Origin of the sequence: Aquimarina spinulae (genome assembly GCF_943373825.1) — a bacterium.
Classification (GTDB): domain Bacteria; phylum Bacteroidota; class Bacteroidia; order Flavobacteriales; family Flavobacteriaceae; genus Aquimarina; species Aquimarina spinulae.
Map to the genome: position 1 here is coordinate 408541 of NZ_CALSBP010000003.1, position 13198 is coordinate 421738.

Below are 13198 nucleotides of genomic sequence, written 5' to 3' on the forward strand. Positions count from 1 at the left end.
AATTGTTGTTTTAAAATAGAATGAAATTAGTATCAGTGACATTTATTTTAGTCTCTTATAACGGTCTAATATTTTTGCATCTACCCAGTAAATATCTTGATTACTTGTATAAAAGAGATATTTTCCGTCTTTGCTTACAAACGGACATAGTTCATGATTTTTAGTGTTTATGAGTTCACCCATATTGACAGATTTAGACCATGTTCCATCGTCGGTATTTTTGAAACTGATGTACAAATCGCCTCTGCCTAGACCATCTTGCCTTGTGCCACAAAAAATAATATAAGATTCATCCGGGGCAATGAAAACATCTGCTTCATAATCTGGGGTATTAATTGAATCACTTAATGGAACTGGCTTTTGAAATTCTCCTTTCACATATTTTGAAGCATAGATGTCGAAGTTAGATCCAATTTTGTTTGATGAAAAATACATAGTATCATCGTTGGTAAATGAAATGTAATATTCATTTGCGTTTGAGTTGATATTTGGTCCTGCATTTATAGGCTCCGACCATCCATTAACAGATCTTTCAACATACCAGATGTCATAATCTTTTGGATCCCCGAAACCATTTAAAGTTCTTTTAGATATAAAGTACAATCTATTCTCATCAGGTGAAAGAAAAGGATCATTATAACCATATTCCTTATGCGTCAATAATACTTCGGGGTTGCTCCAGTTTTCTCCAACAAGTTTAGAATATCGAATTTCTTCTTTTCCGTTGATAGCAACTCCATAGAAGAATTCAGTAGCATCATTATTAAAGACTGACCCAAACTCGTATTCATCCTCTTTAGAAATAATATCGGGTGCAAAAATTTGAGGAGTGGTTGATGGTGGTTTTTGTTTTAGATATTTGAGTTTTTCATTTACCTGGCTTAAACAACTTGTTGTTGATAGAATTACTAATGCTAAATATATAATTTTCAATCTCATCCTTTTTAATATTTTTTTTTAATCTTTTAGTTGTTCTATAGCCGGAATAATAAACTCATTTATAATTTCATCAGTATAAAAATGAGCATCTCTATTACTATAGTTAGTTGTAGTAATAACAACAGACATATTTAATTCGGGACATGCTAAAACTTTATTTCCTCCAGTACCAGACATAGAGTAAGATTTATATTTCTTGTTTTTCCCAAAACTTTTTAACCATAACAGATAACCATAATCGGTATTTTTACGAACATTTGCCTTTGGTGTAGTTGCCTTTTCAATCCATGACGATGAAATAATTTGTTTCCCATTCCATTGTCCTTTGTTTATGCATAACTGTATTAATTTCAAAAAATCTCGACTTCTATATTCACTCCCTCCAGCGGTATTTAATATTTTATGAGGTGTATAATGCAATGTATAGTCTTTAATTGCTAAAGGTTCAAAAAGATGCTTCTTTGCAAATTTGGTCAAATCACTTTTAATGGCGCTTTGTAAGATTTCTGCCATTAAAGCAGCTCCAGCACTACAATAGCTAAAAGCCCGACCATAAGGTTGTTTTTCTGGTTTGGGTCCATAAGGATATGAAAAAACAGGAAGGTCTAAATAAAATTTAGCCCAATCTTCTATGATATACATACGCTCTTCATTACCTCTGGAGTAATGATTCCAATCACTACATTCTAAAACTGAGCTCATGGTTAAGAGATCTTCGATTGTAATTTTTTCTTTACGTTTATCGGGGTTTTTAACTGGAAGTTTATGTCGTAAATAGTCAAAAACCTTATCATTTTCAGAGGTAATATATCCTTTATCTATTGCAATACCCGTTAGTAATGTTGCCATGGTTTTAGTAGCAGAACGTGTATTATGCTTAGAATTAACATCATTTTCGTTGTAATACTTTTCAAATAAAACATTGCCATCTTTAGCTATTAAAATACTTGTAATGCGTTCGTACTTGCCAGAAGAAACAATACTGTCCATCTTATTTAATAGAGGAATATTACTTTTATTGGCTTTAGAAAAATTGAGTTGGGCACTGCTATGTAGAACACATAAAAAACAAACTACAATAGTAAGTATATATTTCATATTGTTTTTTTTTAGATTTTAGAATCATTAAACTTGTAGAAAGCAATGATTACCTAATAGAATGAAATTAACATTGCTATTTCCTACATTAATTTTTGTAAAGAAAACTTTTTTTCGCCATCAGATGTAACTATTGTCGTTATTAGATGTCCTAAACTATAGTATTAGACTATTTTTTTTAGTCCATACATAAATAAAGATCAAATTCTAACTAAATGAAATAAAAAAAATATCAAACTTATTTTTATGTTAGATTAAAATATAACAATATTAAAATTTTGAGTGGATGAGTATATCGCTATATGAGCTTTTTCTGGTATTGGTTATTGGTCAGTGTATTTTTTTGATTTTTGCCATTCAGTATATCCCTAAAAAACATACAGGAGCAAATAGGGCTATACAGTACTTATTGGCTATTTATAGTCTTTTTTTATTCGAAAGAACTATGGGCCATCAATTCGAAAGAGATTTTTTGAGGCTATATGGTAATATCATTAATACTTTTTATCTTTTTATTGGGCCTTTAGTTTACACATATATTAGGCGGTTACTTTTTTATAAAAATGGGAACTATCAGTTAGCATACTATCACTATTTGCCAGCACTATTGTATTTAGCATACTGTTTTTATCATATTTACATTTATCATTCAATAAAAGATTCTAACAGCTATTTTATCACTCTTTTGTTTTGGAACGACGTCATATTTTTTGTTTTTATCTCTGCTTATCTATTCAAATCTAATAGACTATTGAATTACTATAAGAAAAATGAAGAACAGGAACTATCCTTTAATCAAACCATTATAAAGTATATAAAAATCATGCTCATTTGCTTGTTGGTTTATATGATTTTTTGGTTATTAGGAATTGTTGAACGCTTTGTTATTAAATTACCGGTAGATATTAGAATGATCTGGGATATATCATGTTTAATCTTTGGTATACAGATTTATATAGTAGGTTTTTATAATTTAAAACATCCAGAAGTATTTAAAATTAGGTTTCCTTTAAATAAGGAAAACGAATCTAAAAGAAAGAATACGCTTGACGAAAAAGAAATAAATAAGATTAAAAATCTAATTGACACCTTCTTAGAAGAAAAGAAAGGCTATTGCCGACCAGAATTGAGTTTATCTATTCTAGCCAATGAAATTAATACTACAACTAATAAATTATCATGGGTTCTAAATAATATTTATAAAAAAACTTTTTATGAACTGGTTAATGAATATAGAGTTGAGTATTTTTTACAAAGAATCAAAGAAAATGACCATAAAGAATTTACAGTAGTATCTATAGCGTTTGATGTTGGATTTAATTCTAAATCTACTTTTTATAAAGTATTCAAAGAAATAACAAATTTTACTCCTACAGAATATATTAGAAAGGTTGAGAATTTGCAAAGATAATGAGTAGCAATAAATTCAACCCCCACAATTCACATCCATTTTGCCTCCACACCTTTACCTATAGTATTTAACAGAATTTATTCTGTGTAAAATTTCGTGAGATACTAGTGAAAATTGGCTATATTTTCAGTTTAGCATTATAAAAATCTGTGTAAATAATTTTTCCAAGTTTTTAAATAAAATATGTAATTCTCATAAATTGAATATTCTGTACAATCATTCTCAGGGATTTCGCAGCTTTATAAATTTGATTATGTCAATCAATTATTTAGATTTTAGTTAGAGAATAATTTTAGAATACCTAGCTAGATTACCGTCTAATTTATTTCCAGACATGCTAAGGTGTACAATTCATAAAATTTGGCGTATTGACAGCAGTAAGTGGAGAATTAGAAGCAAAATTATCACAGAATATCACATTGCTTACATTCCAACTTCTAATGTCTTGATTAAATGGTGTATCTAAGAACATAAACCCCATATCGGTCACGTTGCCTACATTCCAACTACCGATATCTTGGTTAAATGACGTACTATTGAACATAGAAAACATATTTGTTACATTGCTCACATTCCAACTTCTAATGTCTTGATTAAATGGTGTATCTCTAAACATAGAACCCATATCGGTCGCATTACTCACGTTCCAACTACTAATATCTCGATTAAATGAGGAATTTCTGAACATAGAAAACATATTTACCACATTGCTTACATCCCAAGTATCAATGTTTTGATTAAACGGAGTTCCACTAAACATAGAACGCATATCGGTTACATTTTTTACATCCCAACTACTTATATCTTGGTTGAATGAAGAATTTTCAAACATAGAACCCATATTAGTTACATTACTAGTGTCCCAAGTATTAAAATTTCCATTAAGAAGGGTATTGACAGCAAAAAACATACTAGACATATCTGTTGCTTGAGAAAGATCTGGAGCATCAATAGCACTTATAATCAAGGTATTTACCCCTGCAAAAGCACTCTGCATTGTTAACCATTGTATAATACCCCACTGCTCTACTGTACGTATCTGAGCTTGAGAAGCTGTAATATTCGAAAAATCTATTGCTGGGAAGGTGCCACTGATACTCACGGTATGGATACCTGCATTAGTGTAAGTATGGGTAGCATCAGCCGTTCTGCCGGTTTGAGTTGTGCCATCACCCCAATCTATAGTATAATCATAGGTAAACTCCGTTGACCGCGTAGGTATGATTACCATTTCATTATTACCAGTGGTTCGCCAAGTAGTTACAAAAGAAGTGTCGTCTACATCGGTTAGATTTATAGTTACTATAGCCTCAGCTGCAGTTTTACCATCGGTAACCACTACAGTAATGGTATGGCTTTGAGAGGCTTCATAATCTAAAACTTTCAAATCATCAAGACTTAATATTCCCTCATCACTAATTTCAAAAAGATTATCATCATTAACGCTAACACTAAACACTAGTGTGTCGCCATCTGGGTCACTGGCCTCAATCAAGCCTATTGGTATATTATCAGCTATATTTTCAACTACAGTAAAGCTTTGGTTATTTATAACGGGAATATTGTTTTGAGCTATCTTCGGATCATCATCGTTACTACAATTCAAGAGTGCAGTTAGCACAAAAAGCAGTACAATAAATTTTGCCAGATTTTTCATATTTATAACAAGTTTTTTTATTTTTTTAAATAGTTTCCACTATCAACCTTCTAGAAAAAGCTAACTTTTAACTTTAAAGGATCATCACCTTTTTCGTTAAGAATTTTCCCTTTTTTGAAATCTTTGCAAGATAGAGGCCATTCAACCTTTAACTTGATATACTTTTCTACCATTTAATCAAATAGCTCGATTAAAGAATTTTTAAGGTTAGATGATGTTAAATGTTATGAAGAGACTAATCTATAATTTTAAACGTTAGGGCGTAATGACAAATTAACAAAACCCTATTTTGAATTTATGGAATGAGGTTTTCAATTGACCTGGCTATGTATTCACTCCTGTGTTTTATAAAAATTAAAATGCCATAACTGGCATTCTAATTTTTACACACGATTTCCAACCACTCTGATCAAACCTTTATTTAATTTTGACTAATTTGTTATTTTCAAAAGCGCTGTAGCAACTTTACCAATTTCACCATCAGAATCCAAAGAAATAGCCTTTTTGAGTGCTTCTCTTGCTTTATGAGGGTCTTGTAATGCGATGTACGATTCTCCCAGATATTTATATGCGTTTGCTGAATTTGGAAATAACTCTAAAATCATAGAAAACACTTGAATGGAAGCCTGAATTTGTGGTACACGACCACTTTGCAATAAAATGTTTCCTATTTTAATTAACTCCATCTCAAAATCACAAAACGCATACAGTGGGTCTTGAATCATTTTAGGAAGTTCTTCTGCCAGTTTTTGTGTTTGTCCAGATAAATACAAGCTTATGATATAATCCATTGGCTTAGGTTTAAAATCCTGTGCATTAAAAGTTAATGCTGCTTCTAATACAGGGTCCTGATTGTTAGCATACTCATCAAAACTCATAGTAACCGGAACACTAGGGGCTATCCAATCTGCATTTTCTAAAGCTGGTTTATCTTGCCACCATAAATACGATAAAGAGATATTAATAGCACTGTTTGGAAGTCTTACAGGGCGGTTATCTCCCCAAAAATTGACATTTTCTGCTGTGGGCTCTCCCACAAAAATAACATTGGTATAATTGTCCATTTCATTAACCAGGTTTTGGCAAGCAGAAAAAGTTCGTTTTCCAATAATAACAAAGAGCTTTCCTATTTTATTTATCTTTTCAGATTTAATAAGACCTTTTATAACATCTTTATTTAAATAGTTATTTCCACCACCATTTAAACGCAAATCGATAATTAATTTCTCGGTATCATTAGTTTCTATTTCATTAAAAACACGGGCATAAAAATCCTTGGTACTTTCTTCGGCTTCATCTGCTATTCTACTATGTCTAACATACATCGCCTTTTCTTTGGCTAAGTATTCTGAGAAGTAAACCTTATCCAGGTGCTCTAAATATAAAGGTGTTGTTGATTGGTCTCTTGCATCTAACCAATTGTCTTTTTGATGTACATAGCCACGGTGGGTAGGCACAGTTTCTCCTTTAGCCAATGCAGTAAAGGATTGTGTAAATACTTTTCCTCCTTTTTCTAACGTAAGTGTTATCGTATTTTGAAGGGTTTTTGTTATTTTTTGGGCATGTAAGACTTCAGGATACCGTATATTATTAATTCCGTAAGCTTTAAAATATTGTGAATTCTCTACTTCTACTGTCGGTTCAATTGCTTTTAGAACTTCTAGAATTGGCTTCCCTTCTACTGCTATGACTTTTGCTCCAACTGCTTCTGGGTAGTTCTTGTGTGTTCCCTGAATATAAATCCCATCATTAAATTCATATAAATTGAAAGGAAATTGTGAAAATTCAAATGGCTTTTGATGAAAACTAATATAGGTATGCCCGTATTTGAATAAAGACACGAGCCGAGAAAGACCAGCAATAATTTCGTGTTCTTGTAAATTCAGAATGTCATTGTATAGTGTTTCTACTTCGGTATCAAAATTTTCTTTTGTTGTTTTTACAAAAAGAAACGAATAGTCCCTATGTATCGTTTTTTGTAAAAATCGAAGATCTTCCTGCCATTGAGCTGTAGTTAGAGTCTCTTGAGACCATAACTGAGAACATAGAAATAGGCTGAGTATAATTAGTGTTTTTTTCATGATGTTATTTTTTAACCTGAATATATTTCAGGAGTTTTGATTGTATATTGTTTGATGAATTAAAAATGTTTATTTATTTACTGTTTGCTCTTTCTAAGAGTAAAGTAGCAAAAGATTGTACGCCATATTTTATGGTTTTTTCATCCACAGCAAAGTTGGGTGTATGTGGCATAGAACTTATACCTTTTTCAATATTAGATCCTCCTAGGAAAAAGAATACCCCTGGTACTTTTTGCTGATAGAATATAAAATCTTCGCCAAAATAAGGAACTTGACCGTACAGTGGTGTAAACATTTCTTTGTTATAAAAACTAGAAATTGTTTGTGTTGCAATTCTTGTAAGTTCAGGATCATTTATAGGAGTTCCTGCATAATCCTTTGAATATCCAATGGAGATAAAAGAATCTTTAAATTTAGAGTTAAGGATTAGTTTTTTTATTTCATGAGGTATGTTATTCACTCTTTTTATATCAGTTTCAAGAAAGCTAGCATTATAAAAAGTAACAGCCTTATCTGTATCTGTATTAAGTCTTGCCCCTTGTAAAATGAAGTAATCTTTAAAAATTGTTTCTTTGCTTGTCAACCCTATTTTAGGATCTGAAATCTTATTTATGATATCCCAAGGTGAGCCTTTCTGTTCAATATTACGAACAAAACCTTTTAATATACTATTCATGAAGTTTTCTAATTCATTTTCATTGGCGCTAGGCTTGAATTTTACCTTAAGTGTTTTTGTATGTGCAAATAACTCATTAGCCTTAACGTTGATCATTCCAGATGTTTCTGGGCCAATATGTAAACCATAAACTTCATCTGGCTTAATGATGTCAAAAAGACCATCTTCAATCATATCTTTTGCACCTGTGAAAGTTTCTTCTGCTGGTTGAAAAATAAAGTAAACGGTACCTTCTAGATCTTCTTTTTGTTGTGATAAAACAGTAGCAATTCCTAAACCAATTGTTGTATGAACATCATGGCCACAGATATGCCGTACACCTTCATTTTTAGATTTAAAATCAACAACATCTGGCTCATTTATTTTTATGGCATCCATATCAGCTCTCCAGGCAATATTTCTTCCTTCTTTATCGCCTTTTAAAATTCCTACCACACCGTTTCCGCCGATATTCGTTTTTACTTCTATGCCTAATTTTTCCAGATACTCAGCAACGATTTTAGAAGTTCTTTTTTCTTGTTTCGATAACTCTGGGTGCATATGTAAATCTCTTCTAATTTCAACTAAGCTACTATAGATAGCATCAGTTTGTTTTTCTATTTGTTGATAGTTGCTGATACTTTTACCTGATTGAGCAGAAAGTATTCCTGTAGTTACTATTAGAAGTATGGCTATAAGTTGTGTTTTCATGATACAATTTTGTTTGTTATTATATCACAAAGATTGTCTTATTATGTTGTTGTAGATAGTGCTTTTTGTTGAAGTATCGTATTTGATATTTGAAACGTCACAGGAATATATTATACCACTTACAACTTAAAATGATTCAATAAAAATGATTCTTTTTTCCTTTATACTTTAAAATAAAATAGCATCGTAGCCCTGCTATACTACCATTTTCTTTTTCGTCTAAAGAAAAAAATATGGTTTCTTATTAAAACAAGTTTAAATCAGAATTGGTATTATTTGTTCATCCAGTCCTTGAAATGACTGGTCTTTTGTCTACTTACAATAAACTCTTGATCTCTTGGATTTGAAACAGATAACTTTACTCTATGGTTAAAATATGATGCTATTTTTTCTATGGAATTTTTAGCTACAATTTGCCCTCGATTAATTCTGTAAAATGTAGTATCGTCTAGCGAATCATATAATTGATCCATCGTCTCATCTATAATGTATCGTTTGTTATGAGTAACTCCAAAAGTGATACTCTCTTGAGAATAAATATACAAAAGAGCCGACGTTTTTATTTGAACAAAACCACTCCCCTCTTTAACGAGTATTCCTGTACGTTTTTTGGGCTCTTGTATGCTTTGAAGAAGGTTTTTTAAAAGCTCTGGACCTACTTGAGGAATTGTTGCATTCGTTTTTTTAAATTTGTTTAATGCTGTATCTAATTCGTCTTGCTGAATAGGTTTTAGTAAATAATCTACACTATTTACTTTAAAAGCTTGAATGGCATACTCATCAAAAGCTGTTGTAAAGATAATGGGTGCAATAACTTCTGTTTTCTGAAATATTTCAAAACTTAACCCATCTGCTAATTGGATATCCATAAAAACTAAATCTGGTGCGGTATTTTCTGTAAACCATACTACAGCATCTTCAACAGTATCAATAATGTCTAATAACTGAAAATTAAAAGCACTTTTAGTTAATAAATTTTGTAACTGACTCGCTGCGCGTGGTTCATCTTCAATGATTAGTATTTGCATAATTTTTCTTTTGATCAGATAATTTTAATAAGGGTAAAGAAACGGTAAATTGAATTCCATCACTTGTGATTTCAGGGAGCTTATTCGTAATTAATGCATATCGCTGTTCAATATTTTTTAACCCAATTTTTGTAGAAGGTACTTTTGTTGATTTCGTTTGAATTTTGTTGTGAACGACTAAAAAATCATCTTTAATTGTTACCGTTATGATTAATGGTTTCGCCCTGGAAACTATATTGTGTTTTATAGCATTTTCTATTAATAGTTGTAAACTCATAGGTACTATCATAGAGGTTAACTTATTCTCCGGAACATTCCAATTCATTTGTAGATTGTCTCCAAACCTTTCAGATTGAATATAGACATATGCTTTAGCAAATTTTAACTCCTTTTCGACAGCAATTAAATTAGTATTTCCAGATTCTAATATAAAGCGATACACATTAGATAGATTATCTACAAAACCCTTTGCATCTTCTTTAGAATCTTGATCGATAATATCTCGTAACGTATTTAAACTATTAAATAAAAAGTGGGGTTGCGCTTGATTACGTAACGTATCTAATTGGGCTTGGATCATTACTTGTTTTGTTTGTTCTTCTTCTCTAATAGATTTTTTAAGTCTTACATAATAATACATAGCTTCGTATATCGCCATAATCATTATGGTTACTAAGGTAACAGGTAGCAATACTTTCAACTGTGTGAAATAATTTGCATTTTTACCCAAAAGACGATATATATATTGAATCGAATGCCCACCTACATAATCAACAACGAATATAGTAGTGACAATGGCTAGAAAAAAAATGACTATGCGCTTTACATCGTCACTAAAATCAGGATACTTTTTACGTAAAAAAATTAAAATCCATCGTATAATCAGCCAATCACAAATGGTTATGATTAAAGAAGCTCCCCAACTATAAAAAGCCAATGCTAGTGGATAACTTTGAAAAGAATTATTAAAGATATAATCTGTACTAAGGCTTAAAATCAAAATACCAACAACCGAAAACCACATATCATTAAATCCTAAATATTGTATACGTTTCGTTTTGTTAAATAACATCATGATTTATAAGCTTATTAGTGGTATTACTTGTTTTGCTTGATATAATACAAATCCAAAAGCAATTACGGTAATAACCTGATTCCTACTTCTAGTTTTCCATTATTAGAGGAATAATACGAATAACGGAATTATTTGTATCCTGTACAAACCAAAAAAATGGGCTTGTATTTGTAGTTCAAATATCTTAGGATTGACAAAAAAATGAAATCATAATATTTTGAAATGTCGTAATATGTATCTGAATTGTTATACTTATAGATATAATACCATTCCATACACATTCCCACTTCGCTCCTATCCCTTCGATAAGTTCGGGAACCACGTCCCCTTCGGGCAATATGTAAAATAGAAATTAAACTTTTAAAGTTTTAGATTATTATCTTTCGTTATATTTTAGAAAACATTTAAACTCTTTAGATTACACAGAACTCAAATTATAAAGCGAGAACTTAGTGCCATTAAGTTCTCGCCCACTAAAATATTTTTGCTCTACTTGCTTATTGTTTTTAAACAAAATTTTATGAGTCGAAAAATCACCTATTAATCAATGCTTTTGTAAATTCCATTACAATATCTACATTATTTAAGTATTGATAACCAAGGTTATTTAATTCGTTTTCATCATTAAAGTTATATGTGTTGTTCTTTTTTAACTTATGATAATGAGAAATAGTTTCGTTAATAGTAGCATTTGGTAATGCTATAATGGTTTTTGCAATTGATTTTTTATTGTTAGTCGAATTAGTGCTATTTCTTATTTGTGATTTACTATTACACCTGATACCGTAAAAGTAGTATGAATAACTTCTTCATTTTAATAGTGTTTATTGCTTAATAAGTTGTAATGCATACTCCATTTGAACATCTTTATTTTCTCTTATGCTTTTAGTTGTTTTGTATACAAAATAATCTGGAAGAACACCTCTGTTTCTAGGTAAATCTGTTGCTGTGGTAAAATTTGTATCTCCAGTTGAAATGTAATACATTACGGCTGTATTTGTTCCTAAATGTTGTTGCATACCTCCATTTGCATAATAACTTGAACCCGTTTCCTCTCCTATTAAAGTTGCTATAGCATTGGTTTTTATGACTGAAGCTAAATGTCCACCTGTAGATCCCACGTGCCCATCTATTAAAACATATGTCGTTCCTTTGAAATTATTTTTCATAGGGAACTGTTCACCACCTTCTGATAAATCACCTGGTAAAGGTGAATTTGCATCAAAGTAAATAAATGGTTTTTTTGATATATATTGAAGCAAAGGGATTGCTCCACAGGAGCATCCTCCGCCATTTCTTCTTAAATCAACAATAAGTTTATTAACCTTTTTTTCTTTTAACTTTTTAAAACTAGTCTCTAAGAATTCCTTGAATTTAACTAATTTTTTCCCACCATAAGCACCAAAATATGGGATTCTTAATTTGGCATAGCCTTGTTCTTCTATAATTTCAAAACTAGACTTATTGTTAATTGGAGTATATTGAAACTCTTGAAGTTGTACTAGTTTAATAGGTTGTTGAGAGTTTTCTAAAGTTATTGTATATGCATTAGGAAACTTAAAGTAATAAGGAATATAAGAAGTAATATAAGCACTAAAGGTTGTGTTTTTACGAGCTAACGTATGTCCATTGGCAGCAATGTGCTTGAAGATACTATTAGTGATTTCAGAAATCGTTTTTCCATTAATAGATGTTATGCTACTCCCTTTTGTTACTTTCTTTTCATTAGCGTGTGTATTGGTAACTAATAAGCGGTCATTTACAATTTCGGCTTCCATTGGAAATCGAAATTTAACAGGTAACATATCATCTTCTTGATTAAAAAAATTAAGATGCGAGTGTTCGCAAGCAATACTGGCAATAATGGGACTCAGTTCCCAGATGAACTCTTTATAAGTCATCCCTTCTCTTATTTTACTTTTTTGAGTTTTTACTAGCTCATTAAAAGCATCCTTTGTTATAAATTCAAATGGATTTTTATGTTTTTTGGTTATTCGCTGAGCCATTTCATCCATATCTTCCAAATATTGTTGTTTGGTAAATATTTGATTGAATTTTGGACGTTCACGTGTTTTATAGTTGATAGAAACAATCCATTGTTCTGCATTACTGTTTTTAGGGTTTAATTGTAAGGATTTTTGATAGTTCTCTAATGCCAATGGCATATTTCCATCTTTATAATAGGCTTCTCCCATACTATCGTATGCATTTGCAGAGTTGGGAAATTCTGACACCAAAAGTTTAAAAATTTCAATAGCATCTTTTGCCATTCCATTGTTCAAGTATTGATAACCTAGATTGTTTAACTCATTTTCATCATTAAAGTTATAAATGCTTGGTTGTTCTTTCTTTAACTTATAATAGTATACAATGGTTTCTTCTATAGTAGCATTTGGTAATACACTAATGGCTTTCGCAATTGATTTTTTGGATTTGACGTTTTTACTTTTTTCTGTTTGTGAATTACAGCTAGTTATTAAATTTAAAGTAATGAAAAGTAGTAGTAGTTTTTTGATTTGTTTTTTCATTTTATTTTGATTGAA

General features: G+C 30.8%; 9 protein-coding genes. 1 reads left to right on the forward strand and 8 read right to left on the reverse strand.

The window, feature by feature from the left end; translation table 11 throughout:
• Positions 1 to 42: 42 nt before the first annotated feature.
• Positions 43 to 939, reverse strand: coding sequence for a PD40 domain-containing protein (locus NNH57_RS24530; protein ID WP_108807537.1), 897 nt, complete (start codon positions 937 to 939; stop codon positions 43 to 45).
• 18 nt (positions 940 to 957) lie between these two features.
• On the reverse strand, positions 958 to 2037 hold the full coding sequence (locus NNH57_RS24535; RefSeq protein ID WP_199915405.1) for a serine hydrolase domain-containing protein: 1080 nt from the start codon (positions 2035 to 2037) through the stop codon (positions 958 to 960).
• A 286-nt stretch (positions 2038 to 2323) separates the two neighbouring features.
• Here NNH57_RS24535 and NNH57_RS24540 point away from each other — a divergent pair, with 286 nt between their 5' ends.
• Positions 2324 to 3448 (forward strand): helix-turn-helix domain-containing protein, encoded by a 1125-nt coding sequence (locus NNH57_RS24540; RefSeq protein ID WP_108807536.1) that lies wholly within the window; start codon positions 2324 to 2326, stop codon positions 3446 to 3448.
• 337 nt (positions 3449 to 3785) lie between these two features.
• Here the strand turns inward: NNH57_RS24540 and NNH57_RS24545 are convergent, their stop codons facing one another.
• From NNH57_RS24545 to NNH57_RS24570, 6 genes are all read right to left on the reverse strand, one after another.
• Entirely contained in the window at positions 3786 to 5105 is a 1320-nt protein-coding gene (locus NNH57_RS24545) for a BspA family leucine-rich repeat surface protein (RefSeq protein ID WP_108807535.1), read from the reverse strand.
• 431 nt (positions 5106 to 5536) lie between these two features.
• Positions 5537 to 7186, reverse strand: a complete 1650-nt coding sequence (locus NNH57_RS24550; RefSeq protein ID WP_254504276.1) for a S41 family peptidase — start codon at positions 7184 to 7186, stop codon at positions 5537 to 5539.
• A gap of 73 nt (positions 7187 to 7259) precedes the next feature.
• Complete coding sequence (locus NNH57_RS24555) at positions 7260 to 8552, reverse strand: M20 metallopeptidase family protein (protein WP_108807533.1); 1293 nt, start codon at positions 8550 to 8552, stop codon at positions 7260 to 7262.
• A gap of 272 nt (positions 8553 to 8824) precedes the next feature.
• Positions 8825 to 9580, reverse strand: a complete 756-nt coding sequence (locus NNH57_RS24560; protein ID WP_074410392.1) for a LytR/AlgR family response regulator transcription factor — start codon at positions 9578 to 9580, stop codon at positions 8825 to 8827.
• Positions 9561 to 10655 (reverse strand): sensor histidine kinase, encoded by a 1095-nt coding sequence (locus NNH57_RS24565; protein ID WP_108807532.1) that lies wholly within the window; start codon positions 10653 to 10655, stop codon positions 9561 to 9563. Before NNH57_RS24565 ends, NNH57_RS24560 begins: the two co-directional genes overlap by 20 nt.
• 824 nt (positions 10656 to 11479) lie before the next feature.
• On the reverse strand, positions 11480 to 13183 hold the full coding sequence (locus NNH57_RS24570; RefSeq protein WP_108807531.1) for a S41 family peptidase: 1704 nt from the start codon (positions 13181 to 13183) through the stop codon (positions 11480 to 11482).
• Positions 13184 to 13198: the final 15 nt, after the last annotated feature.

What these genes read in the sequence shown, in the direction of transcription:
- NNH57_RS24530 (WP_108807537.1), bottom strand. Translation starts at nt 939, where the DNA reads ATGAGATTGAAAATTATATATTTAGCATTAGTAATTCTATCAACAACA.
- NNH57_RS24535 (WP_199915405.1), bottom strand. Translation starts at nt 2,037, where the DNA reads ATGAAATATATACTTACTATTGTAGTTTGTTTTTTATGTGTTCTACAT.
- NNH57_RS24540 (WP_108807536.1), top strand. Translation starts at nt 2,324, where the DNA reads ATGAGTATATCGCTATATGAGCTTTTTCTGGTATTGGTTATTGGTCAG.
- NNH57_RS24545 (WP_108807535.1), bottom strand. Translation starts at nt 5,105, where the DNA reads ATGAAAAATCTGGCAAAATTTATTGTACTGCTTTTTGTGCTAACTGCA.
- NNH57_RS24550 (WP_254504276.1), bottom strand. Translation starts at nt 7,186, where the DNA reads ATGAAAAAAACACTAATTATACTCAGCCTATTTCTATGTTCTCAGTTA.
- NNH57_RS24555 (WP_108807533.1), bottom strand. Translation starts at nt 8,552, where the DNA reads ATGAAAACACAACTTATAGCCATACTTCTAATAGTAACTACAGGAATA.
- NNH57_RS24560 (WP_074410392.1), bottom strand. Translation starts at nt 9,580, where the DNA reads ATGCAAATACTAATCATTGAAGATGAACCACGCGCAGCGAGTCAGTTA.
- NNH57_RS24565 (WP_108807532.1), bottom strand. Translation starts at nt 10,655, where the DNA reads ATGATGTTATTTAACAAAACGAAACGTATACAATATTTAGGATTTAAT.
- NNH57_RS24570 (WP_108807531.1), bottom strand. Translation starts at nt 13,183, where the DNA reads ATGAAAAAACAAATCAAAAAACTACTACTACTTTTCATTACTTTAAAT.